The following is a 24376-nucleotide window of genomic DNA, read 5'->3' as shown; positions in this document are numbered from 1 at the left end:
CTATGCTTCGCGTCGAGGGATTGCATTCAGGCTACGGTCGGATCGAGGCTCTGCACGGGATCGATATTGACGTCAGGGAAGGCGAGATCGTCACCCTCGTCGGAGCTAATGGCGCCGGCAAGACAACTCTGCTGATGACGATTTGCGGCAATCCTCGTGCGAGCGCCGGGCGCGTGATTTTAGCAGGCGAGGATATTACCGCCCTTCCTACCCATCAAATCGCACGAAGAGGGTTAGCTCATTCTCCTGAAGGGCGGCGGATCTTTCCGCGAATGAGCGTACTGGAAAACCTGCGGATGGGCGCGTCAATTGTCGATGATCGTCATTTCAAGGATGATCTCGATCGGGTTTTGGAGCTGTTTCCCCGTCTTGGTGAGCGATTGGAGCAGCGTGGCGGCACCCTATCGGGAGGGGAGCAGCAAATGCTGGCAATCGGGCGGGCGCTGATGAGTCGGCCGCGTCTGCTGTTGCTCGACGAGCCATCTCTAGGTCTGGCGCCTTTGGTTGTTCGTCAGATTTTCGATATCATCTCTACAATTAACAGGGAGCAGGGTGTTACTGTTCTGCTGGTGGAGCAGAATGCTTTTCACGCTTTGTCGTTGGCACACCGCGCCCACGTGATGGTGACCGGGCGGATCGCTCTCTCAGGATCAGGTGCAGAGCTGTTGAACAATCCTGAGATCAGAGCACACTATCTTGACGGCGGCGCTGGGGGAGCCGAGGACCCCAATCTATGATGACAATCCCCAGGATCGTTACCGCTCTGGTTGTTGGAGCCGTTCTGATCGGACTGGGGCTGATACCGTCGCTGGGATTATTCGGAGCGTCTCCGGCAGATGCCGCCAATGTAACGCCTGCGAATACTTCGGTTCATACCGCAGCGATACGCCGTCTGCGCGTTCTTGTTGATGATGCATATCCTCCATTCACATTTCGCGACGAGCAGGGCGAGATTCAGGGCATTGTTCCCGATCTTTGGGCTCTATGGTCGGCTCGCACCGGGATTCCGGTTACGGTGCTGGGCATGGAGTGGGGCGAGGCGCAACGACGTTTCAATGCCGGCGAAGCCGATGTTCTCGATATGGCGTTCTGGACCTCGGCGCGTGACGAGATTTATGATTTCTCGACGCCTTACTCTACCATCGACGTTTCTATCGTCTTTGATGCCAGCCTGTCAGGTATCAAAGATGCCGCGACGCTGCGTGGCTTCTCTGTCGGGGTCAAGGATGGTGACGCCTGTATCGATTTCCTGGCGATGCGCGGAATCGATAGCGTTCGCCGGTATCCCAGTTATGAGGCGATAATCGATGCCGGAACGCAAGGAGAGATCAAGGTTGCCTGTATCGATCGGCCGCCAGCAATATACTATCTGATCAAAAAAGGGCTCGAAGGCCGGTTCAGAGCATCGAAACCGCTCTATTCTGGCCAGTTCCATTGGGTCGTTCTCAAAGGTAATGAGGATGTCCGCGATGTTGTTAATGCAGGATTTAACCTAATATCGCCAGAAGAACGGAATAAGATAGAGGAACATTGGCTGGGGAAATCGCTGGTATCTAATATTGACGATACTATTATTCAGGACATTCTTCTCGGTGGGGGGCTAGTCTGCCTCGTTATATTGCTGCAATTGGTTTGGGTGGGGTTGCTTCGTCGTCAAGTTTCCGCTAAAACGCGAGAATTGACTTCGGCCCTAAATGGACTGACGATTAGCGAGGCCCGGTTTCGGACTATCTTCGATGCGATCAACGATTCCATCATCATCTTCGATATCGAGACCGGCGCGATCCGGATGGCCAATCGCAGTATGCGCGAGATGTTCGGCTATCCCTCTGAAGAGATCCCGTCCCTGATTGTTCCCGACCTAAGCGAAGGCAATGCGCCCTATGATCGGGATGCAACACTTACGTGTCTGCGCCGCACCGCCGAAGAATCGCATGTTCTGGAGTGGCTGGCTCGCCATCGCGATGGCCATGTGTTTTGGGTGGAGGTCGATCTGCGCCGGGTAACCATCGACGACACCGGCCCTCAGATGCTTGCGATGATGCGTGACATCACAGAGCGGAAAGAGAGCGCCGATGCTCTGACCCGCACGATCGATGCCCTGACCCGTTCGAATACCGATCTGGAGCGATTCGCCTATGCCGCTTCGCATGATCTGCGTGAGCCGTTGAACACTCTGGTTCGTTATGCTCAGTTGTTGGAATTGCGTTACGGTTCTCGCGACAACGAAATATCTGAATTCGTCGAATTTATTGTCAATGCCGCCAAACAGATGATGCGGTTGGTCGAGGGATTGCTGGAATTCTCGCGGGTCGATTCTGTTGGTCGCGGTTTCGATGAGGTCGATTCTGGTCGAGCGCTGTCTGTGGCACTCGGCTATTTGTCGAATGCGGTTGCCGAAAGTGGGGCGATCATCCATACAGGATCTATGCCGGTAGTCGCCGCCGACGAGGTTCAACTGATCCAGCTCTTTCAGAATTTGATCGGTAACGCCTTGAAATACCGAGACCGCACTCGGGTTTCGGTGATCACTGTATCAAGCTGCCGTGCGGGTGATATGTGGGAGTTTCTGGTTGAGGATAACGGCATCGGTATTGATGCGGCCTATCTCGATCAGATTTTTGTGATCTTCAAACGACTGCATACCCACAGCGCCATTCCCGGCGTCGGAATCGGTCTTGCCCTTTGCAAACGCATTGTCGAGCGTCATGGTGGCACCCTATGGGTCGAATCGGAACCCGGTGTCGGGACGACGTTTCACTTCACCTTGAGTCCACCACCAGCCACCCCCATATAGGGCATGCTTGCTTTTGTCGGCCAAAGGTCTATATAAACCCTCTTCCCTTTTGGGCAGTTAATGGCGGAATTTGACGATGGCTCGTGTCACGGTTGAAGATTGTGTTCTCAAGGTTCCCAACCGCTTTGAGCTGGTTCTGATGGCCGGGCAGCGCGCCCGTGACATCTCCGGCGGCGCGCGGCTGACTCTTGACCGCGACAATGACAAGAACCCGGTAGTCGCTCTGCGCGAAATCGCTGAGGATACGGTTGTTCTTGATGTTCTGCAAAATTCCCTGATCCAGGGGCTGCAAAAGCACGTCGAGAATGACGAGCCGGAAGAGGACGAGATGGAAGGCTTTGTCGCCGACAGCGATCTCGCCTTCGAGACCGTTGCCAACGAAGACGAATTGCTGGAAGACGGCATGTCGATCAACGAAGACGGTACCGATCCCGATCCCGAATTGGTTGGTATTGAAAGCCCGGACGAAGAATAGCGTTTCCGGGGTGGGGTAAGAGGGGCTGGTCCGCTCTGGCAGGCCGGTCTTAGCCAGGGAGGTTAATGACATGTCCCTCGATTCCCGCTCGTTTCGCAAAGCGCTTGGTAGCTTTGCCTCTGGCGTGACAGTCATTACGGCAATTGATCCTGAGACCGATTCGCCGGTCGGGGTGACTGTCAGCGCTTTTTCTTCTCTGTCTCTCGATCCGCCTTTGGTGTTGTTCTGTCTTGGTCGGACTGGATCGTGCGTTTCCGCGATCGAGGCGGCAGGACGCTTTGCCGTCAACATTCTGGCTGACGATCAGCGCGATATCTCGGCCCGGTTTGCTGGTCCGGTCGATGCGCGCTGGCGCGATCTGGCGTGGGAATCCCTGTCCGATGGATCACCGGCTTTGCCGGGCGCTTTGACGGTGCTGGAGTGTGTGTTGACTCGCACCATCGAAGGCGGTGACCACCTGATTTTCATCGGTGAAGTGCAGACTATTCTATCACGTGACGGCGCCCGTCCACTAATCTACCAGGGTGGCGGCTATCTAGACTTCCCCTTACCCTAGGGGGCGGTCGGGCGCGGCACAAGGGTTAATACCCAATCCTCTCCGTGCTCTAGCCGGAAAGAGCGGTTGTCGCTCCAATCCTTCAGCTGATCTCCATAATGAGGCGACATTGGATGTCCCGACTGGCCGGGGACGATCAGATAACGGCTGTCGTCAAGGGCAGAAAGGTCGAATACCGTCCGTAGGCTCGGTCCATGAACGTGTGGGAAATTCTTGCCCTCGATACGGTAGCTACCGCGCGACAGAGTGGCGTTATCGCCGTTGGTCGGTGTTTCTAGGTTTGCCCACCGTCGCAGTAGAGGCACTTGTCCCAGTACAGGATTCGTGAAGCGGGCCCGATGAGCATCGCCCCACCGCCACCGGCTCATGTCATGTCCCCAATCGGCAGAGAGATCTGTCAGCGATTGGTTCAGACTACGTTCGATCAGTTCCTCGCAGCTTTCCGCTGCGGGGGTTGAAAAGTCGTCGCACCAATAGCGTCGCTTGGTGAACGCGCCGATCAACGCCTGTGGTGATGGAGGTGATTGTGGATCATACAATTCACCCAATTCGTCGGCGAAGACGGCGCGGGTCAGATTAGCGACCCAGGTGGCGAGAAGCAGAGGCTCGGGGCGGTCGCCTGAAACCTCTCCAGTCCAGTCGGCAATCAGCCGTACCGCTTCGCGTCCTCGCTCCGAGGCAGGTTCTACCCCAGTCAACAGATCCTTCACCTCGACGGCTTGAAGGGACACGATATCCCCCTGAATCGCCACCATGTCGGCGATGGTCATTCCCTTCCGTGTCTCCAGAATCTCTCGCAATCGTTCGGCCCGATACGTTTCGGGCCAAAGCGCAGCGATCAAATACGGGTATTTGTCTGGTGTCGGGCGGTTGTTGGCATTGATAAGGATGCCAGAGCGCGGATTAACCGTTTGCGGTAGTTTGCCGGGCGGAATCCATCCCGTCCAATCGCCCGATCCGGTCCAGCCCCGCGCGGGTGTCAGCCCGTTACCCGACCGCCGGATTGGGATTCGTCCGACCGTCGTGAGTGCAATCGTGCCGCTGACATCGGCATAGCCAACATTCAAAGCCGGAGCCTGGACATCGCGCAATACCGCAGCGAATCCGGGCCAGTCTCGCGCGAAGTTCATCCGCATTAGAGTCTGAACCCCGGTGTCGGAGTCGCTAAGTGCGGTCGAAGCAAAGGCCACGACATCGCTTGGCCCGGCCAGATCACCCGCGATCAGATCGGAGATGACCGGACCGTGACGCGTTTCGCGAACTCGCAAGGTTATATCAGGGCTGTCTTTAACCTTGATGACCTCCTCGCGCACGGTGAAGGGACGACTTCCCTCGGGGGTGCGGTAGGCGTTGTCGCCGTCCGTCTTTTCGATAAAAAGGTCAACGGTGTCGGCTTCGGCCGAAGTGAATCCCCAGGCGATCCGATCGTTATGGCCGATAACATGGAAAGGCAGGCCGGGTGACGTCGCTCCCGCCAGGGACATGCCTGGTGCCTCGATTTCGGCCAGATACCAGTAGGATGGGGCGGTGAAGGGGAGGTGGGGGTCGTTGGATAAGATTGGCTTGCCGCTGGCGCTGCGGGTGCCTGAGACGATCCAAATGTTCGAGGCGGGGGCAGGGCGCACCGCCGCCGGAATCACGGCGCTTAGGGCGCGCCAGTTGGCATCAGACAATCCTTGGGTGGATTCGGGCGATCCGGTTGGAAACAGATCGGGAATTCGTTTGGAATCGATCCGCCGAGCCAGTCTTGCCCGCAGAATGTCATCGGGCCAATTTCCTGCTAGTTGCAGCGCCATCAGCTTCTGCCATAGCAACGAATCGACCGGACTCCATGGTTCGGGACGAACCCCTAACAGGGTATATTCAAGCGGTAGACGAGTTTCGGGCGATGTCAGCCAGGCGTTGACACCGTTGGCATAGGCGGTCAGGGCGGCGCGGGTTGGTTCGTCCAGGCGGGAAAGAGAGCGTTCGGCCTGTTGCCGCAACCCCAACGTCCGCATGAAACGATCACTGACCAGACCCGTTGCTCCCACCGCCTCGGAGATCCGCCCTGAACCGAGGCGGCGCATTGTCTCCATTTGCCACATCCGATCCTGGGCATGGACCCAACCGAGGGCAAACCAAGAATCCTCACGGTTGGCGGCTTGGATGCGTGGCACCCCGCGATCATTTCGGGCGATAGTAACGGGCTCGCTCAATCCAGACAGCTCGATCCGACCTGTTTGGCGAGGCAGAGGACTCATCAAAGCCAGCCAGACCGTCGCCCCTCCCAGCAAGCCGGTCAGAGCCACCGCATTGACGGCGATAATGGTCCAGCGACGTCGTGTGGAACGATGGCTTTTGGTTGCAGCTTTCTCCTCCGTCACGATCGATTCCCCACTTTCTTTGCGGCGGATGTCGCTGCCGACCTTAAAGTGGTAACGCCAACAGCCTGAGCCTGTAAAGCGAAAGCACGGCTTGCGCTTTGGCGGTAACGGTTTGGCGTGCTATAGGGAACTGGGCAGAAACGCCCGGACCGAACAGGATCGAGACCACGATGATCGGAAAACTGAACCACGTTGCCATTGCCGTTCCGGACCTTGCCGCCGCAACCGCTCTTTACCGCGACACGCTGGGTGCGGTTGTTTCCGAACCGGTTCCCCAGCCGGCGCATGGCGTCGTCGTGGTGTTCGTTACTCTGCCCAACACAAAGATCGAGCTGGTTCATCCCTTGGGTGAGGCGTCGCCGATTGCCGGGTTCCTGGCCAAAAACCCGAATGGCGGTATCCATCATATCTGTTATGAGGTGGCCGATATCCTGGCTGCCCGCGACCAGTTAAAGGCGACCGGCGCTCGGGTTCTGGGTGATGGAGAGCCGAAGATCGGTGCGCACGATAAGCCGGTCCTGTTCCTTCATCCAAAGGATTTCTGCGGCACCTTGGTCGAACTCGAACAGGCTTGATCGAACCAGACCGGGGAGGGGGCGATGAATTGGTATTGTGATATCGCCCCCGGCCACCCGTTCCACGGTCCCTACCACGACCACGAATATGGCGTTCCAATCCAGGATGACCGGGCTTTGTTCGAGCGTCTGTGCCTGGAGATTTTCCAGGCAGGGCTGTCCTGGCTGATCGTTCTGAAAAAACGCCCGGCGCTGGTGACAGCATTCGATGGTTTCGATCCAGCCATCGTCGCTGTTTACGACGAGGCGGATATCGAGCGTCTTATGGTCAATGCCGAGATCATCCGCAATCGACGTAAGATTGAAGCTGTGATCGGCAATGCCCGCCGCATCTTGTCGATCCGCGACGCCGAAGGATCGTTTGCCGCCTGGATCAATCGCCATCACCCCCGCGACAAAGACGCCTGGGTCAAGCTGTTCCGCCAGACTTTCGCTTTCACTGGGGGCGAAGTGGTGGGAGAGTTTCTGATGAGCATCGGCATTCTTCCCGGTGCTCATCGCACGGACTGCCCCGCATTCGTGCGGATTCTGGATCTTGATCCGCCATGGCGAAAGGCGGGATCAAGTGTTTGAATTTATAATATTTTATGAAGATTCGTTGGTTCTCCTGTGCACCGCCATTCCGGCGGTGGCTTGACAGGACGGCATCATTTCTATCCGGCTGATATTAACGTGAGCCGGAGCCGAAACAGCCCAGAACACCGCTTCGGCAACATCTTCCGAGGTCAGTGGTGTGGTGCCATCATAGACTTTGGCGGCCTTCTCGGAATCGCCATGGAAGCGAACGTTGGAGAATTCCGACCCACCGCATAGGCCCGGTTCGATATTGGTGACGCGCAACCGGGTCTTGACCAGATCGGCCAGCAAATTAGCGGAAAATTGCTTTACCGCCGCCTTGGTTGCCCCATAGACATTACCGCCTGGATAGGGGTAATTCCCAGCAATTGAGCCAATATTGACGATGTGGCCGCGATCGCGTTCGACCATTCCGGGCAGAATGGCACGGGTGACCTGAACCAGCCCTTTCAGGTTGGTGTCGATCATCGTATCCCAATCGTCGGGATCGGTGTCGTAGGCTGGCTCAAGTCCTAGGGCAAGCCCTGCATTGTTGACGAGGACGTCGATGGCGGCGAAGTCGGGCGGCAGATTCGCGACAAAGGTGGCGATTGCGGCGCGGTCACGAACGTCGAGCGGCGCGGCATGGATGGGCGTTCCTAGTTCCTCCGTCAGGGTCACAAGTCGTTCGACCCGTCTTCCACAGATCACCAGCCGTGCGCCCGCAGCCGCAAAGCGGCGGGCGATGGCGACGCCAAATCCAGCGGTGGCCCCGGTAATCATCACAGTACGGTCGGTCCAGGTTGTGTTCATCGCGACCTCTCGCTTTTCCCTGTGTTATTTCTGTTCCGACGGCCGGGGGGGTAGCGGACGGAGCGGATCGGGATCGCGCAACATCACCAGATGCGGCATCGGCGACAACGGATTATCGATCTTCCAGACATAGACCCGATTGGTGCCGAACTGACGGACCTCTGTCGCATTGTTCTCGACAACATTGGCGTCAGTGGTGATGCGGAACTCGCCCTCCATCGTCAGGCCGAGTTCGGCGAGAATCTGAGCATCGGAGGGCTTTATTCCGTTGGCGGCAACGATGACCGCGCCGTTCTCAAGCGAACGTAGCGCCAGCATACGGGCATCGCGCCGGATCAAGGCGGTCAACTGGACATTCCCAAGCCGTCCGGCCCGTTCGTATTCAACAGCGAACCGGCCGCGCCCCCGCGACTCGATTTTACGAAAAGCGATGTCGCGGACCAAATCCTTGCGGATGTTCTCGATTCTCTCGGCTTCGTCCTTGGGGTCGACTTTGCCCTTGCGGTAATCGTCAAGGATCGGCGCCCACAGCAAATCGCCCTTGTAGCTGATGGCAAAATCGCCATAGCGGGACAGCCGCAGCTCGGCCCGGAACTTGTCAGGGATGTAGCACGACGACAGCAGGAACAAGGCAGCCAAGACCGCCAGCCGTTTGGTCCACTCAGCCGTCACGGCCACCTCCGCTTGGCTCTAACCGTTTTGCAGCCTGCCACAACGCTTCCATTTCGTCGAGCGATGCGAGGGCAGGCGAACGCCCTTCGCCGCGCAAAGCGTTTTCAATGTAGCGAAATCGACGTTCAAATTTGTCGTTGGCCCGCCCCAGCGCCCGTTCCGGATCGACGGACAGTTTGCGGGCAAGATTAACGCAAACGAACAGCAGGTCGCCAATTTCATCCTCGACCCGGTCGTGTAACGAACCGGCCCGGATCTCAACCGCAACTTCTTCGGCTTCCTCCGCCAGTTTGTCGAGAATCGCCTGGGGTTCGTCCCAGTCGAAGCCAACCCGAGCGGCTCTTTTCTGTAGCTTTAAGGCGCGGGTCATCGGGGGGAGGGCACGGGCGATACCGTCGAGAACACCATCCCCGCCCGCATCGGCCCGTTCTCGCGCTTTGATCTCTTCCCAAGCTTCAAGATGGGCAACGGGATCAGGTGCGTCGTGTCCGGCGAACAGGTGAGGGTGACGACGTATCATCTTTTCTGCGGCGGCTTCCGCCACTGTTTCGAAGTCGAAATGTCCTTTTTCTTCGCCGATACGGGTCTGGAACACCACCTGAAACAGCAGGTCACCCAACTCTTCCTTCACCGCCTCGCTGTCATTGCGGGCAATGGCGTCGGCAACTTCGTAGGCTTCCTCAATGGTGAATGGAGCGATGGTCGCCCAATTTTGGGCACGGTCCCAGGAACATCCGCGTTCAGGATCGCGCAGCCGCGCCATGACACCCAGCAGCCGGTCGATTGGCCGCGTCAGGGCAGGAGGCACGTAATTTTCGTCCATGATAGGGGGGGCTCCGCCAGGGGTAGGACGGGATCGTAGCACCCTGACGCTTGCAGGCAAGGACGAGAGTGATCCAGCGACCGGCCGCGACCGTATAAGCTGTTGTAACCGCTGTTCGAAGGAATGCTCCGATGACCGAATCCTCTCCCGTGAGCGTCTATTATGATGGTGCCTGCCCAGTTTGTTCTCGTGAGATCGAGGCCTATCGCCGCTTAACCCCGGAGGAGGCGGTGCGCTGGGTCGATGTCTCGTCTTGTTCCGCTGATGAACTGGGGGAGGGACTCGACCGCACTCAGGCGTTGGGTGTGTTCCATCTTCGTGATGCGTCTGGTCAGGTTCTGTCGGGAGTCGATGCCTTCATCGCCCTGTGGGCGCGGGTGCCCGGTCTCGGGCTAGCCGCTCGTCTGGCCGCGTTACCACCTTCACGGTTTATTCTTGAAGTGGGGTACCGCGTCTTTCTGCGGGTACGTCCGTTGTGGCGGAAGGGACGGTAAGCCCGAAAACCAAGCCGGTTGGGTTGTTGCCTGGGAATTGAGCAGAGGCTAAAGTCTCAACAGTTCGATACAGGCGACACGGGAGGACCGGGGGAAGATGGCGTTCGACGAGATGAAGTCGGCCGACGGTGGGGTACGCCCTGCCTTCCGGACCTACGAGGATTGGCTGTTGTCGATGCCACCCGATCTGTTGCCTCGCAAGAACGAACAGGCCGACGCCCTGTTCCGACGTCTTGGGATCACTTTCGCCGTTTATGGAGATCAGGAAGGAACTGAGCGGCTAATTCCGTTTGACCCGATCCCCCGCATCCTTGCCGCACGGGAATGGAAGCGGTTGTCTGATGGTTGTTGCCAGAGGGTGAGGGCTCTCAATGCCTTTCTCAAGGATCTCTACCACGACCAGGATATCATCAAGGCGGGGGTGATTCCGGCAGAACGAGTGTTTGGTAACGGACTGTACCGGCCCGAGATGAAGGGGCTGAAGGTCGCCCGCGACGTCTACATCCATATCGCGGGAATCGACGTGGTTCGCACCGGCGAAGACGAGTTCTTTGTGCTTGAAGACAACCTTCGTTCGCCGTCCGGGGTCTCCTATATGCTGGAGAACCGGGCCATGATGATGCGACTGTTCCCCGATCTGTTCACCCGCTACAGCGTCGCGGCGGTCGATTCCTATCCCGATCAGCTTCTGCGTAACCTGCGTGCGGTGGCTCCGGTCGCCTGTACTGGCGAGCCCACCGTGGTGGTGATGACGCCGGGCTATTACAACAGCGCCTATTTCGAGCATGCCTTTCTGTCCGAGCAAATGGGAGTCGAGCTGGTCGAAGGGCGCGACCTGTTTGTCGAGGATAAACGGGTCTATATGCGCACCACCCAGGGGCCGAAGCGGGTGGATGTGATTTATCGTCGTATCGACGACGATTACCTGGATCCTGATGCGTTCAACCCGAGTTCGACGCTGGGAGTGCGGGGGCTTCTGGAAGCCTATCGTGCTGGCGGAGTTACGTTGGCCAACGCCATCGGCACCGGCGTTGCCGATGATAAAGCAACCTATATCCATGTTCCTGATATGGTTCGGTTCTATTTGGGCGAGGAGCCGATCCTGTCCAATGTTCCGACCTGGCGTCTGGAGCTGGAGGACGAACGTCAATATGTGCTGGAACGGCTGCCTGAATTGGTGGTCAAGGAAGTGCAGGGGGCGGGCGGTTACGGCATGCTGGTCGGTCCGACATCAACCAAGGCGGAGATCGAGGCATTCCGTGCCCGCATTCTTGCTAATCCCGCCAATTATATTGCCCAGCCTACTTTGTCTCTATCGACGGTGCCGACCCTGGTCGACAAGGGGATTGCGCCCCGCCATGTCGATCTGCGTCCCTATGTCCTGATGGGAGACACCGCGACCCTGGTTCCCGGCGGGTTGACACGGGTGGCTTTGCGTGAAGGATCGCTGGTGGTCAATTCATCGCAGGGTGGTGGAACCAAGGATACTTGGGTGCTGGAGAATGACCCATGCTGAGCCGCACCGCCGATCATCTCTACTGGATGAGCCGATATATGGAGCGGGCGGAGAATATCACTCGCTTCGTCGAAGTCGCCAACCGATTGTCTTTGTCGGTGCCATCGACCCGTGACCGCGCCGCCTGTTGGCAGCCGGTTCTGACGATCGCCGGTGGTGAAGACGACTTCGCCGCCCGCCACGGCGAACGGTCGGCGGTGTCGGTGATCGAGTATGCCGTCCTCGATCCGACCAACCCGTCCTCGATTTATTCCTCGCTGCGCGCCGCGCGTGAGAATGCCCACGCCGTCCGCAGCGTCATTCCGGTAGAAACCTGGGAATCGCTGAACGGCACTTGGTTGGAGGCGCGAGGATTGGACGGCCCCCGTCTGCGTGAACAGGGGCTGATTGCCTTTTGCGAATGGGTGCGCGAGCGTTCGCACCAATTCCGCGGCATCACCTATGGCACCATGTTGCGAGACGAGGCCGATTACTTCATCCGTCTCGGTACGTTCCTCGAACGGGCTGACAATACCGCCCGCTTGCTCGGTGTCCGCGCTACCGGCGTCGTCCCCGGTCAGACCGTGATTGACGCCGACGATCAACTACATTGGGCGGCAGTGTTACGTTCGGTCAGTGCCTTCCGCGCCTTCCGCACGGTTCATGGTGGTGATATCACTCCGTTGCGAGCGGTCGATCTCTTAGTGATGCGGGCGGCGTTACCGCGTTCCCTTCACAGCTGTCTCAATCAGGTCCGCGATATTCTTGAGCGTCTCAGTCCCTCGGCCGAATGTACCCGTCTGGCCGGCGCAGCTCATGCTCAAATTCATTACGGAAGAATCGATCACCTGTTGGCGCACGGTCTGGGGCCATTCATTGATGATTTTATCGATACCAATAATGCCTTGGCCGATCAGATTCATAAGGATTTTCTGTTGAGCTAAGGGTTTGTGTCGATGCGCAGGCGTCACGTTATCGCGGCTGTTGTCGCCGGAATCGTCTTGGTCGGAATTGTGGGGGGATGGGGATACCATCGTGGGGCTGTTCAGCTTATCGACCCTGACGATGCTGTTCAGGTGGCGCGGGGCGCGTCTCTCTATGCCGATCACTGCGCCCGATGTCACGGTGCCCAATTGCAGGGAGAACCCAATTGGCAACGCCGCAAGCCCAACGGCGAGTTGCCTGCTCCGCCTCATGACGTCACCGGTCATAGTTGGCATCATCCAAACGATTATTTATTTGCCGTGACCAAGCACGGGATGGCGCGTTTCGTCCCACCTGATTACAAAAGCTCAATGCCGTCTTTTGTCGGCGTTCTCACCGATGCCGAGATCCGTGACGTGATTGCGTTCATCGAATCGAGTTGGCCGTCCGAAATTCGTGCCCGTCAGGCCGCAATTTCGGCACGATAACCGTTTAACGGGGGAGTGATAAAGCGTGGCCGCTACGGTCAGAATCGGACAATATAGCTATGAATGTCGCCCCCGCTGGGGCTTTGGGACACCGACGCATCCCCGGTTGACAGCGATCCTTGAGCGTGGACGCTCTGGCTATGCCCGCAGGCTTGAGGCGTTGACTGATCTGCGCTCCCTATTCACCACGATCCAGCGCGAGGCGCCGGACGAATCGCCTGAACCACGCTGGTTCAACCCCTGGTTCACGTCGCTTGATGCCGTAGCGTTGAGCGGAATGCTGGTTCGTCACAACCCGCGTCTCCTAATTGAAATAGGTTCTGGTAACTCAACTAAATTTGCGCGCCACGTTATCACGGAGCGTAACCTCAGAACCAAGATAGTTTCGATCGACCCTCAGCCTCGTGCCGAAATTGATACTTTATGCGACAAGATTATCCGCGCTCCGGCCGAAACGGTCGATCCGGCTCTGTTTTCCCAGCTCAAACCTGGCGATATTCTGTTCATCGACAGCTCACACCGCAGCCTCGAAAATTCCGACGTCACAACCCTGTTTCTTGATGTTTTACCAGAATTGACACCCGGCGTGATCGTCCATGTTCACGATATTTATCTGCCCTATGACTATCCGCCCCAGGCGGAAGGGCTGATGTATAACGAGCAATATCTGCTGGCGGCATTGTTGCTGGGCGAGGCTTCCTGGTTAGAGCCGATTTTGCCGTGTTTCTTCGCGGCTCAAGATCCACGTCTGTCGGCGCATTTGGCTCCCGTGTGGGATGCGATTGGCACCAATGCCTTTCCCGCCCCCAGCAATTCCTTCTGGCTGAGTGTGAAGAGGCGACGTTAGAGAATTGTTTTTATAGTTATTTTTCGCCAGAACACTCAACCACCGATATCCCTGACCGGTTTACCAGCGGACGCGCGCATCCACACCTGTTCGTATGCCGTTTCAAGATCTCTAGCGAACCCTCTGGGATCGAACGCTGCTGCCTGCGGCAATAGCGTTGCCAATCTGGCACGGAGAGCAGCACGACGGGCAGGGGCCAGAGCAAGCTCCCGCGCCATATTGAACATCCCCTCGGGAGAGGGGGTGATCAATTCGGGCAATCCGATCGATTCGAGTAGCGAGGCGGCGACTCGCGAAGCCAGTCGGGGACCGGCACAGGTGAGCAGTGGCACCCCCATCCGTAAGGCATCGGCAGCGGTGGTATGCGCGCCGCAGACCAAGGCATCGAGGAACAGATCAGCGGCAGGAAGTCGCTTCAGATGCTCGTCCCAGGGCAGGCGAGGAGCCCAAATCAGCCGCTCAGGTGCGATCCCTGCGGCGATGGCGGCCTGCTCCAACCGGGTTCGGGCAATAGGGGGCGGAGCCAACTGCCACAGAACCGATCCTGGCACAGCCGCCAGGACTCTCATCCAGAGTGAGAAGGTAGCGCGGTCGAGCTTGCGGTGACCATTGAAGGAACAGAACACGACGCCGTCATCGGGGAGACCCAATTCTGATCTTGGTGGCGGCGCGATCAAAGGCTTCCACGCTAAATTCGCCTGATATCCGTGGGGAAGAAAGATCAACGCTTCGGAGAAATGGTTGCGGTGAGGGGGAGGGACCAGAACCGGATCAACGATGGCGTAGTCGATCCAAGGCGCGGATGAACTTGCGGCAAGCCCCAACCAGGCGATCTGTACTGGTGCCGGACGCAAGGCGGCGATGCCGGGGCGGGCGTGTCGGGTATAGACCGACATGTCAACCAGGATGTTAACTCCCTCGGCTGCTAAGCGATTGGCAGCGGCACGATCACCCAGGGTAGAGAGGTCGAGGAATAGATCGCAGTCGGCGGCAATTCGGCGGCGCCAGTCCGAGCCGTCATCCGGCCCAACCGAGGCTGCGACGACCCTGACGCGGGCACGGTCATGATGACCGAACAGATCTCCCGCTAGATGCATGGTGGCGTGTTCGCGGAAATCCGGTGACAGATAGGCGACAGTCAGCGGTGGCGAGGTGGTGGTGGTGCGTGGTCTTGCCACGGGACGGGGGCGGCCGGGAACGCGGAAGGCGGCCTCAGCAGCGGCGATCTTACGCAGTTCGTTTCCGTCGAAAGGATAGAACAGCGCGTCCTGGGTTGAGATCGTCAACCGTGCCGACGATGGAGCTGACAGCCCTGCGCGAATCTCGGCGAACAGTGCTTCTTCCTGATCCCAATCGGCGGTTTCGCGGCAGGCCCGCAACAGGTGTCCTTTGGCCGGTTGCAGATTAGGGTCGATCTTCAGTGCCAAGTTCAGACGTTCGGCTGCCTCATCATATCGGCCTTGCCGTAGTAGGGCTTGCCCCAGCAATGCGTGCAGTTCGGCGATGCCCGGATGGATGCGAACCGAGTGCTCCAATGCCGGAATGGCAGCTTCCGGCGCGGTCGCAACCAGAAGCAAACCAAGGTTGACATGACCGCCAAGGTGTCCGGGCGCACGTTGGGTTAAGGTTCGATAGGCTTCGGCTGCCTCGGCAATCCGATTGAGGCTGCGGAACGCATTGCCGGTCGCGAGCAGGCTATCAGGATCGCCGGCCTCAGCCAGTGGTCGCAGCAGCGGCAACGCTTCTTCGGCGCGGTCGAGTGCCATCAGTCCCCGCGCTTTGCTATAAAGTGCCGCCGGATTTTTTGGCTCGACCTCCAGAATACGGTCGAGATGCGGCAATGCCTCGGCATAGCGACCGGTTGTCAGCAGAGTTAGCGCGAGAGAGTAGCGAGCAGCCAAAGCCGTTGGAGCCGCCGTCACAACACGTTCCAGCAAGGCGATGGCCGGTTTGGTCTTGCCGGCTTGGGCTAAGGCCGCTGCCTTGGCCATATCGCGCTGAAGATCGATCATGGATGTCTCCGCCAGTCGGCCCCTTGCTTAATGAATCTATGGTGGCGCATGGGGTGGAAATGATCTCCGTTCCAGCCCTGAACCGTTACCTCGATCAGATGGCGGTCGAGCCGGATGAGGCAATAGCCATTGGACTCGCCGCGCAGGCGGGTCGAACAAGCCGTGCTGGCTTGGACCAGAACCAACGCGCCGCCGGTCGGGGCGATAATCGGTTCAACTCGGGTGTGATGGGCGTGCCCGCTTAGAACGACATCGATTCCATGCGCGATCAGGGCTTCATAAGGATGCCCCCCGCTTGCAGCGGCAGGCGGGTGATGAAGGAACACCATACGAGCCACATCGGGGGCGATATTCGCCAGCAAGCGATCGAGTTCGTCAAGGTGGGTATCAGTCAGCGCTCCCGATTTCCAGCGTAACGGACGGGTAGAATCAAGTCCGATCGCGATTAGGGACTGGTCTCGCCATACCGAGGGAAACGTGTGGCGGGGAAGGTGACGGTTGAACTTGTCCCGAGGGCGTAGAAGTCGGTTAAGAGGGCGATAGAGCGGCGATAAATCATGATTGCCCGGCACTAAGACCACTGGCGGAGTCAGGCGGTCGAGAAAAGCGCGCGCCTCGGCAAACTGGTTTGATCTGGCCCGCTGTGTCAAATCCCCGGAAATAGCCACCAGATCAGGCTGAGTCCGATCTAGATCGGCCAGAAGTGCACCAACCAACCGTGGATCGGTGCGGCCGAAATGCAAGTCGGACAAATGGGCGACGGTTCTCACTCTTTGACCTCTCGTCCAGGTATCAGCACCTTCAAGACCCGATGCCTGACCCGGAACAGTAATGGCGTTGACATCACCGCGACCTCACCGTCGAGTGACACCATTAACCGTCGTTGGGGGCTGGCAATCAGCACTTCGCTGGCGGAAAATGTCTGGAGGTGTCGACTGGTTCGCCAATGTCCCATCATCGTCTCAAGCGCCAGCCACAGCAACGACAGCCGCCCGGAACAGGTAGCGATGTGAATTTCCAGTCGACCTGTGTCGAGCGTTTGCCGAGACAACGGCGGCGGTTCGTCTCGCCACGTGTTGTTACTGATAAACAGCATCGGCGTTCGTACCGTGCGCGTTTCGGTTTGATCCAGCGTCAGGGTGACATCGACCTGAGGGAAACGGAAAAATCCACGCAAGGCGGCCAGAGCCATCGCTGTCATCTTACGCAAATGGCGGCGCTGGAGGTGGTCGCGGCGACGGACGATCCAAGGATGCATTCCGAATGACGCCCAGATCGCAAAGGGCCGTCCATCGACTTCCGCAAGATCGATCCTGGCCGTTCCTGCGTGGGCGATAGCGTGGGCGGCTAAGATCGGGTCGAGTGGGAGCCCGACATCGCGAGCGAACAGGTTAAGGGTGCCAAGTGGTAGAATCCCGAGGGGAAGGTGGTACCCAACCCCGTTGCTGACAGCAGAAAGGATGGTGCCGTCGCCACCGCCGACCACCACGGCGTCAAGATCGTTCCGACAGGACAGCGCGGCGAAGCATGCGGGCAGGTCGTGACGGCCGATCATTCTGAGTTCGACCTGATGCCCATTCTCGATGAACGCATCGCGGATCGCCGCAACGGTAGCGGCGGGAGGAAAACGGCGGAAGCCACCAGCGGAGCGGTTGATGACGAGAGCAAGACGCATATCCGCGACATGCAGCCCGAGCGGCCCTTGCTGTCAAGAGGGTTTCTCTCGCCAGGAAGGGGGTAGGTCAAGATGATGGTTGAAAAAGTTCGAGGCGAGCCTCAATCTTCGTCTTAATCGGAGGGGAATACACCTCCAATCAATGAATAGGGGAAGCGAAAATGACGGACCAAAATCCTTACAACGTCGGTCTCGACAAAAATCCCGCCAATTTCGTTCCTCTCTCCCCACTAGGCTTTCTCGAGCGGGCCGCTTCGGTTTTCCCCGACCGTATATCGGTAATCCACGATCAGCGCCGCTTCACTTGGCGTCAAACCTATGACCGTTGCCGCAGGCTGGCCTCGGCTCTGGCCCAGCGGGGCGTCGGTGTCGGCGATACCGTTGCTGTGATGGCCCCCAACATCCCGGCGGCATTCGAGGCAACTTTCGGTGTTCCGATGCTGGGGGCAGTCCTATGCGCTTTGAACATCCGCCTTGACGCAGAGGCGATCGCTTTCATGTTGGAACACGGCGGAGCCAAGGTTCTGCTGACCGACCGCGAGTTTTCTCCGGTGATCACCAAGGCGTTGTCTCTGCTGAAAGCACCGCCTCTGGTGATCGACATCAACGATCCAGATACAGCGAGCGGCACCCTGATCGGTGTATGCGATTACGAGACGTTCCTGTCCTCGGGCGATCCGGCTTATGTCTGGCGCTGGCCGACAGACGAGTGGGAAGCAATTGCGCTTAATTACACTTCAGGAACCACCGGCAACCCGAAGGGCGTCGTCTATCACCATCGCGGCGCCTATATCAACGCGTTGGGGAATGCCGTTACCTGGGGAATGAGTGGACATCCAGTTTATCTGTGGACCTTGCCGATGTTCCATTGCAATGGCTGGTGTTTCCCGTGGACCATCACGGCCCTGGCTGGCACCCATGTCTGCCTGCGTCGGATCGAGGGGCGGGCGATCTTTGCCGCGATAGAGACGCACAAGGTTACCCATATGTGCGGCGCTCCGATTGTGATGGGGATGTTGACCAATACCCCGGAAAAAGAACGCAGACCGCTGCCGCACGAAGTTGCGTTCATGACTGCCGCCGCGCCGCCGCCTGCCGCCGTGATCGAGCGGTTGGAAGGGCAGGGGTTTCGTATCACTCACGTCTATGGCCTGACCGAGGTTTATGGCCCGGTGACTGTCTGCGCTTGGCACGACGAATGGAACGATTTGCCGCAAGAGGAACGGGCCAGGAAAAAGGCGCGGCAGGGCGTGCGCTACGTCAACCAGGAAGCGGTGATGATTGCCGATCCGTTAAGTCTGGAGCCTGTGCCTCAGGATGGGAACACAATGGGCGAAGTGTTCTTTCGCGGCAATGTGGTGATGAAAGGCTACTTCAAGAATCCGGTCGCGACTGCCGAAGCATTTTCCGGAGGGTGGTTTCATACCGGAGATCTGGGAGTTTGGCATCCCGATGGATACATAGAATTGAAGGACAGATCTAAAGATATTATTATATCTGGCGGAGAAAATATTTCGACGATTGAGGTCGAAAGCGTACTGTACCAGCATCCCGCTGTGGCAGAAGCTGCCGTCGTTGCTCGTCCTGACGAGAGATGGGGCGAAACTCCGTGCGCTTTCATCGGCTTGAAGGAGGGGGCGGCGCCGGTGACGGAGGACGAAATCATCGCCTTCACCCGCACGAAGCTTGCTCACTACAAATGCCCCCGGACGATAATCTTTACGGCGTTACCTAAAACATCGACTGGCAAGGTACAGAAGTACGTTCTGCGTGAAATGGCTAAGAAGATGATCGCCTAAGGGTTTTCACTCTATACGTGCCCCCTCCATAGATTAATGGAGGGGGCGTGCCGGATGACATATGTTCCTGGGAAAATGGATAGGCTATCTTAAGCGTAATTTTATCGTCCATTTTGTTTTTCTGGGTGGAGATTGTGACGTCTTTAGCGAAAGCCGAAGGATCTGTGCCGTTCCATCAGGGGCTGGCCGCTCAGATTGGCGCTCTTCACGAAGAAATCAGGAGCGAGGCCGAGCTAGCTCACCTCGGCCGTATTGCTGTCGCTCTCTACGATCCTCGGACTGATCTGCTAAAAACCTTTATCCATTCCAGTGATGGAGAGAGTCCTCTTGACCATGCCACGGCACCTCTCTCGGCTCTGCCCAGCTTGGTCGAACTTGCCCGGACGGGCGGCACCCGAATTCTGAATGATCTGGAGGCGGTCGCCCGCACTGGGCATGAATATGCGGCGCGGTTGGTTTCGTTCGGATACTACTCCAGCTATACCGTGCCGATCAGCGGACGGGAAGGGCTGCGCGGTTTCCTTTTTTTGAATGGTGTGGTTCCCGGCTTTTTTGCCCCGAAAGTGGTGCGTCGCCTTAAGCCCTATGGCGACCTGATTGCGCAGATGGTGTTGCGTGAGCTTGATGCTCTGCACAGCATGCAATCGACGGTGAAGGTGTTACTGCAAATTTCAGCGGTACGTGACGGCGAGACGGGTTGCCACCTTGCCCGAATGGCGCGCTATTCCCGTGCAATCGGATTAAAGCTGGCTGGCCCGCTAGGGTTTAGCGACGAGTTCGTTGAATATCTTTTCCAGTTTGCTCCCGTTCACGACGTCGGCAAGATTTCAGTGCCTGACCACATCTTGCTGAAGCCGGGACCGTTGACCCCGGAAGAATTCGCCGTGATGCAGGGCCATGTCATCCGTGGCGTCGAAATTGTCGATTTAGCCGTGGGCGATTTTGGATTCATCTCTACGGCTCATCTCCAGATGCTGCGCCAGATCGTCGCCTGCCATCACGAGAAGATAGATGGCAGTGGTTATCCGCGCGGGCTGAAAGGAGCGGATATCCCGCTTGAGGCCCGGATTGTTGCCGTCGCTGATGTGTTCGATGCGCTCACGTCGCGTCGCCCCTACAAATCGGCATGGAACAATGCCGATGCGATAGCCGCGTTGCACGCCGATGTCGCGAACAACAAGCTTGATGGTGCCTGTGTCGCCGCTCTGGTCAAGAGTATGCCGGAAATCCTCGATATCCAGGTTCTCTTTGCCGAAACGGGGGTAGGGTGAGTCCCTTCACGACAATATTGCTGTTAACCGTTTTGGTTCTGGGGGGAGGCGCGGGTGCTGCCGCTGATGGGACGCCCTGGTCCATGCTTCGTCAGCCCGCAGTCGGCCCCAGCGAGGCGATCGGATCGGCTGCTGCGGGATGTCTGCGTGGAGCCGCTACCTTGCCGTTAGCAGGGGAGGGCTATCAGGTGCTGCGGCCTGAACGCAATCGCGCCTGGGGGCATCCTCGGACTGTTGCTTTTGTCAGCACCCTCGCAGCCACCGTCCAGTCCGAAGGTCTGCCCCTTTTGCTGATCGGCGACATGGCCCAACCCCGAGGCGGCCCGTTGCCATTTGGTCACGCCAGCCACCAGAACGGACTCGATGTCGATATCTGGTTCCGGCAGCCCTCGCAGCCACTCAGCCCTGCCGAGCTGGCCCGGCCACATCCCGTGTCGATGGTGCGCAATGGTCGGATCGATTCCACCCGTTGGAGTTCGACACAGGCCCGCCTGCTTGAGTTGGCAGCGACCTCACCCGACATTGACCGAATCTTCGTCAATCCGGCGATCAAACTCGCTTTATGCCGCTCGGTTGCGCCGGAGCGGCGAGGGTGGCTGGTAAAGCTGCGGCCATGGTGGGGGCATGACGAGCATTTTCACGCTCGTTTGGCCTGTCCGCCCGAGTCGGCTTTATGCGAGCCGCAGGCTTCGATCCCCGAGGGCGACGGGTGCGGAGCCGAACTTGAGTCTTGGCTGGCCCAGCCGCTGGATATTCCGCGAGAAAAACCACACCGTCAGGTTAAGCCGTTACCGGCCGCGTGTACCGACCTGCTCCGCGATTAGCCCCTTATTTTTCGATGTAGCCTGAATTTCCCGCGAGGCCGCTTGCAAAAGACGGCCCAAGGCGGTATCAACCGGCGCATCAATCCGCACGCGGGTTCGCGGCGGCGGCATTCTTATGCCGTCCGTTCGCTCCGGTGCCGGGGGTTCCCCGGCGACGCCCGCGGAGGTTCAACCGGAGAAGCAAAGGACTTTCCGATGGCTCTTCCCACGTTCACCATGCGCCAGCTCGTCGAGGCTGGTGTCCACTTCGGTCACAACACCCGTCGCTGGAATCCGAAGATGGCCCCGTATCTGTTCGGGGTTCGCAACGGGATTCATATCATTGATCTCCAGCAGTCGGTTCCGATGCTGCATCGCGGCATGCAGGCCGTTCGCGACGTGACCGCAGCCGGTGGCCGCGTTCTGTTCGTCGGCACCAAGCGTCAGGCGTCCGAGATCGTCGCCGAGAGCGCCCGTCGTTGCGGTCAGTACTTCGTCAACCATCGCTGGCTCGGCGGCATGCTGACCAACTGGAAGACGATCTCCCAGTCGATCCGTCGCCTGCGTGAACTCGACGAGCAGCTCAGCACCGGTGCCTTGTCCGGCCTGACCAAGAAAGAGCAGCTGAACCTGACCCGCGAGCGCGATAAGCTTGAACGCGCTTTGGGTGGTATCAAGGAAATGGGCGGTCTGCCCGACATCCTGTTCATCATCGACACCAACAAAGAAGCCCTGGCCGTCCAGGAAGCTAACAAGTTGGGCATCCCGGTGGTGGCTGTGATCGATTCGAACAGCGATCCGCAAGGCATCAGCTTCCCGATCCCCGGTAACGATGACGCCATCCGCGCCATCCAGACCTATTGCGACCTGATGTCGGGTGCGGTTCTGGACGGTATCCAGGCTGAAATCACCCGTGGCGGTGGCGACTTGGGCGCCAGCGCCGAGGCTCCGGTTGAGCAGATCCCCGAGATCGAGGCGGCTTCCGCCGCCGAGGGCGCCGCTCAGCCGGTCTGATCGGTTCTGTCGTGTCCGAATGGCGGCGGCTTGCGGTCGCCGCCATTCGTTTGATCTCACCAAGCCCCCACGAAAGAAAACGCCGAGAGAGGATTACCCCATGGCCGAGATTACCGCTTCGCTCGTCAAGGAGCTCCGCGAGAAGACTGGCGCCGGCATGATGGATTGCAAGAAGGCGCTGAATGAAGCCGCCGGCGACCTTGAGGCTGCCATCGACTGGCTGCGCAAGAAGGGTCTGGCCGCTGCCGCCAAGAAGGCTGGCCGCGTTGCCGCCGAAGGTCTGGTTGGCGTCGCCGCCGAAGGGACCAAGGGTGTTGTCGTCGAAGTCAATGCCGAGACCGATTTCGTCGCCCGCAACGATCAGTTCCAGGGCTTCGTGTCCGCTGTCGCCCAGGTGGCCTTGACCCAGGATGGCGACATTGATGCGGTTCGCGTTGCAGCGTTCCCCGGCTCGGATAAGAACGTTGGCGACCAGCTGACGGCTCTGATTGCCACCATTGGTGAAAACATGTCGTTGCGCCGTTCGGTGCGCCTCGAAGTGACCGATGGCGTTGTCGCATCCTACGTCCATACTGCCGTTGCGCCGGGCCTTGGCAAAATCGGCTGTCTGGTCGCGCTGGAATCGACTGGCGACAAGACCCGCCTGCTCGAACTGGGCCGTCAGTTGGCGATGCACGTTGCCGCTGCCAACCCGCAGTTCCTTGACCCGACCTCGGTTGATACTTCGGCGCTGGATCGCGAGCGGAGCGTTCTGACCGAACAGGCTCAGGCGTCTGGCAAGCCCGCCAATGTCATCGAAAAGATGGTCGAAGGCCGGATCCGTAAGTACTACGAAGAAGTCTGCCTGACCGAGCAGATCTTCGTGATCGACCAGGAGAACAAGATCTCCAAGCTGCTCGAAGTCAAGGGCAAGGAGTTCGGCGCACCGATCCGTCTGGCCGGTTTTGCCCGCTTCGCTCTCGGCGAGGGTATCGAGAAAGAGCAAACCGACTTCGCCGCCGAAGTCGCCGCCCAGCTCGGGCGCTGACGCTCAGATTCGGACATAAGGACCGCTCTCTATAGGGGGCGGTCCCGTCCGCGACAACAGGCGCGACAGGTTGGCGGAATAGTGTATGATCGCCGCCGCTCGGTCTAAATGCATAATCGCCGACCGCGCTTCCCGGCCTTTGAGCCACCAAGCCCCAAAGGGAGCCTATGGCCAGCAACGCTCAGTACCGACGCGTTCTTCTCAAAATTTCCGGCGAAGGCCTGATGGGGGCCAAGGAGTACGGGCTTGATCCCGTCACCCTCGATCGCGTCGCAGGTGAAATCCGATCGGTCCGCGATCTCGGCGTCGAGGTCTGCGTGGTTATCGGTGGAGGTAACATCTTTCGCGGCGTCTCTGGCGCTTCGACGGGAATGGAACGAGCTGCGGCCGATAATGTCGGCATGCTGGCGACGGTGATCAACGCTCTGTCGCTGCAAAACTCCCTGGAGAAAAACGGGGTTGAAACACGGGTTCAGTCGGCGATCGTGATGCCGACCGTCTGTGAATCGTTCATTCGCCGAAGAGCTATCCGCCACCTGGAAAAGGGGCGGGTGGTGATATTTGCCGCCGGTACCGGCAATCCATTTTTTACCACCGATACCGCTGCCGCCCTGCGCGGGGTCGAGATGGGCTGTGATGCCCTGCTCAAGGCCACTCAGGTTGATGGCGTTTATTCCGCCGACCCAAAGAAGGTTAAGGATGCGGTTCGTTATGATCGCCTGACCTTCAATGAGGTTCTGGCCCGTGATCTGGCGGTGATGGACACTTCAGCAATCGCACTCTGTCGCGAGAACCGGATGCCCATCGTCGTGTTCGACCTGCACCGTCCGGGCGCTTTCGCCCAGGTGGTTTCGGGTTGCGGGCTTTTCACAACTATCGCGAACGATTAGAAAAG

The 24376-nt window shown here is 58.6% G+C and carries 24 protein-coding genes; 17 read left to right on the top strand and 7 right to left on the bottom strand.

The window, feature by feature from the left end:
* The first annotated feature begins 2 nt into the window (after positions 1-2).
* From PHAMO_RS06415 to PHAMO_RS06400, 4 genes are all read left to right on the top strand, one after another.
* Positions 3-737, top strand: coding sequence for an ABC transporter ATP-binding protein (locus tag PHAMO_RS06415; protein WP_002727574.1), 735 nt, complete (start codon positions 3-5; stop codon positions 735-737).
* Positions 734-2797 (top strand): ATP-binding protein, encoded by a 2064-nt coding sequence (locus PHAMO_RS18380; RefSeq protein ID WP_002727573.1) that lies wholly within the window; start codon positions 734-736, stop codon positions 2795-2797. The genes PHAMO_RS06415 and PHAMO_RS18380 overlap by 4 nt, the downstream gene beginning before the upstream one ends.
* Positions 2798-2873: 76 nt before the next feature.
* Positions 2874-3272: a DNA-directed RNA polymerase subunit omega gene (rpoZ, locus tag PHAMO_RS06405; RefSeq protein ID WP_002727571.1), complete on the top strand. Its 399-nt coding sequence runs from the start codon at positions 2874-2876 to the stop codon at positions 3270-3272.
* 70 nt (positions 3273-3342) lie between these two features.
* The gene (locus PHAMO_RS06400) at positions 3343-3828 is read left to right on the top strand and encodes a flavin reductase family protein (protein WP_002727569.1); all 486 of its coding nucleotides are present in this window, start codon (positions 3343-3345) and stop codon (positions 3826-3828) included.
* Here PHAMO_RS06400 and PHAMO_RS06395 read toward each other — a convergent pair.
* Positions 3825-6194 carry a penicillin acylase family protein gene (locus PHAMO_RS06395; RefSeq protein WP_002727567.1) on the bottom strand — a complete coding sequence of 790 codons (2370 nt, stop codon included), beginning with the start codon at positions 6192-6194 and terminating at the stop codon, positions 3825-3827. The two genes, PHAMO_RS06400 and PHAMO_RS06395, sit on opposite strands and share 4 nt — an antisense overlap.
* Before the next feature lie 170 nt (positions 6195-6364).
* Here PHAMO_RS06395 and mce point away from each other — a divergent pair, with 170 nt between their 5' ends.
* On the top strand, positions 6365-6769 hold the full coding sequence (gene mce / locus PHAMO_RS06390; protein ID WP_002727565.1) for a methylmalonyl-CoA epimerase: 405 nt from the start codon (positions 6365-6367) through the stop codon (positions 6767-6769).
* Between the two features lie 24 nt (positions 6770-6793).
* Positions 6794-7342, top strand: a complete 549-nt coding sequence (locus PHAMO_RS06385) for a DNA-3-methyladenine glycosylase I (protein WP_002727564.1) — start codon at positions 6794-6796, stop codon at positions 7340-7342.
* A 12-nt stretch (positions 7343-7354) separates the two neighbouring features.
* On the opposite strand, the gene PHAMO_RS06380 is transcribed toward PHAMO_RS06385, so the two are convergent.
* Genes PHAMO_RS06380 through mazG form a run of 3 tightly spaced genes read right to left on the bottom strand, consistent with a single transcriptional unit; the run spans position 7355 to position 9632 of the window.
* The gene (locus tag PHAMO_RS06380) at positions 7355-8137 is read right to left on the bottom strand and encodes an SDR family NAD(P)-dependent oxidoreductase (protein ID WP_002727562.1); all 783 of its coding nucleotides are present in this window, start codon (positions 8135-8137) and stop codon (positions 7355-7357) included.
* 24 nt (positions 8138-8161) lie between these two features.
* A complete protein-coding gene (locus tag PHAMO_RS06375; protein ID WP_155801587.1) occupies positions 8162-8809 on the bottom strand; it encodes a hypothetical protein in 648 nt (215 codons plus the stop codon).
* Positions 8799-9632, bottom strand: a complete 834-nt coding sequence (gene mazG, locus PHAMO_RS06370; protein ID WP_002727558.1) for a nucleoside triphosphate pyrophosphohydrolase — start codon at positions 9630-9632, stop codon at positions 8799-8801. The genes PHAMO_RS06375 and mazG overlap by 11 nt, the downstream gene beginning before the upstream one ends.
* Positions 9633-9763: 131 nt before the next feature.
* Between mazG and PHAMO_RS06365 the strand changes: the two genes are divergently transcribed.
* The 5 genes from PHAMO_RS06365 to PHAMO_RS06345 all read left to right on the top strand — a co-directional run bounded on the left by PHAMO_RS06365 (position 9764) and on the right by PHAMO_RS06345 (position 13880).
* Positions 9764-10126: a thiol-disulfide oxidoreductase DCC family protein gene (locus PHAMO_RS06365; RefSeq protein ID WP_002727557.1), complete on the top strand. Its 363-nt coding sequence runs from the start codon at positions 9764-9766 to the stop codon at positions 10124-10126.
* A gap of 97 nt (positions 10127-10223) precedes the next feature.
* Positions 10224-11642 carry a circularly permuted type 2 ATP-grasp protein gene (locus tag PHAMO_RS06360; protein ID WP_002727556.1) on the top strand — a complete coding sequence of 473 codons (1419 nt, stop codon included), beginning with the start codon at positions 10224-10226 and terminating at the stop codon, positions 11640-11642.
* A complete protein-coding gene (locus tag PHAMO_RS06355; protein ID WP_002727555.1) occupies positions 11636-12565 on the top strand; it encodes an alpha-E domain-containing protein in 930 nt (309 codons plus the stop codon). Before PHAMO_RS06360 ends, PHAMO_RS06355 begins: the two co-directional genes overlap by 7 nt.
* Before the next feature lie 12 nt (positions 12566-12577).
* Complete coding sequence (locus PHAMO_RS06350) at positions 12578-13033, top strand: c-type cytochrome (protein ID WP_002727554.1); 456 nt, start codon at positions 12578-12580, stop codon at positions 13031-13033.
* A gap of 25 nt (positions 13034-13058) precedes the next feature.
* Entirely contained in the window at positions 13059-13880 is an 822-nt protein-coding gene (locus tag PHAMO_RS06345) for a class I SAM-dependent methyltransferase (protein ID WP_002727553.1), read from the top strand.
* A 35-nt stretch (positions 13881-13915) separates the two neighbouring features.
* Here PHAMO_RS06345 and PHAMO_RS06340 read toward each other — a convergent pair whose 3' ends face one another.
* Genes PHAMO_RS06340 through mamU form a run of 3 tightly spaced genes read right to left on the bottom strand, consistent with a single transcriptional unit; the run spans position 13916 to position 17567 of the window.
* On the bottom strand, positions 13916-15892 hold the full coding sequence (locus PHAMO_RS06340) for an O-linked N-acetylglucosamine transferase, SPINDLY family protein (protein WP_002727552.1): 1977 nt from the start codon (positions 15890-15892) through the stop codon (positions 13916-13918).
* Positions 15889-16662: a metallophosphoesterase family protein gene (locus PHAMO_RS06335; RefSeq protein ID WP_002727551.1), complete on the bottom strand. Its 774-nt coding sequence runs from the start codon at positions 16660-16662 to the stop codon at positions 15889-15891. Before PHAMO_RS06335 ends, PHAMO_RS06340 begins: the two co-directional genes overlap by 4 nt.
* Positions 16659-17567 carry a lipid kinase MamU gene (gene mamU, locus PHAMO_RS06330; protein WP_002727550.1) on the bottom strand — a complete coding sequence of 303 codons (909 nt, stop codon included), beginning with the start codon at positions 17565-17567 and terminating at the stop codon, positions 16659-16661. Before mamU ends, PHAMO_RS06335 begins: the two co-directional genes overlap by 4 nt.
* A gap of 161 nt (positions 17568-17728) precedes the next feature.
* On the opposite strand from mamU, the gene PHAMO_RS06325 reads away from it, so the two are divergent.
* The 6 genes from PHAMO_RS06325 (at position 17729) to pyrH (ending at position 24371) form a co-directional block, all read left to right on the top strand.
* Positions 17729-19366 (top strand): acyl-CoA synthetase, encoded by a 1638-nt coding sequence (locus tag PHAMO_RS06325; protein ID WP_002727549.1) that lies wholly within the window; start codon positions 17729-17731, stop codon positions 19364-19366.
* A 134-nt stretch (positions 19367-19500) separates the two neighbouring features.
* Entirely contained in the window at positions 19501-20637 is a 1137-nt protein-coding gene (locus PHAMO_RS06320; RefSeq protein WP_002727548.1) for an HD-GYP domain-containing protein, read from the top strand.
* Between the two features lie 83 nt (positions 20638-20720).
* Complete coding sequence (gene mepA, locus PHAMO_RS06315; protein WP_155801586.1) at positions 20721-21461, top strand: penicillin-insensitive murein endopeptidase; 741 nt, start codon at positions 20721-20723, stop codon at positions 21459-21461.
* A 195-nt stretch (positions 21462-21656) separates the two neighbouring features.
* Positions 21657-22454, top strand: coding sequence for a 30S ribosomal protein S2 (gene rpsB / locus PHAMO_RS06310; RefSeq protein WP_002727546.1), 798 nt, complete (start codon positions 21657-21659; stop codon positions 22452-22454).
* Positions 22455-22554: 100 nt separating this feature from the next.
* Positions 22555-23481, top strand: a complete 927-nt coding sequence (gene tsf / locus PHAMO_RS06305; protein WP_002727545.1) for a translation elongation factor Ts — start codon at positions 22555-22557, stop codon at positions 23479-23481.
* A 167-nt stretch (positions 23482-23648) separates the two neighbouring features.
* Complete coding sequence (gene pyrH, locus PHAMO_RS06300; protein WP_002727544.1) at positions 23649-24371, top strand: UMP kinase; 723 nt, start codon at positions 23649-23651, stop codon at positions 24369-24371.
* Positions 24372-24376 lie beyond the last annotated feature (5 nt).

The organism is Magnetospirillum molischianum DSM 120 (genome assembly GCF_000294655.1).
In the GTDB taxonomy this organism is placed as follows: Bacteria; Pseudomonadota; Alphaproteobacteria; order Rhodospirillales; family Magnetospirillaceae; genus Phaeospirillum; species Phaeospirillum molischianum.
Note: the sequence above shows the minus strand (reverse complement) of the source record. Positions and strands in the feature narration are given on the sequence as shown.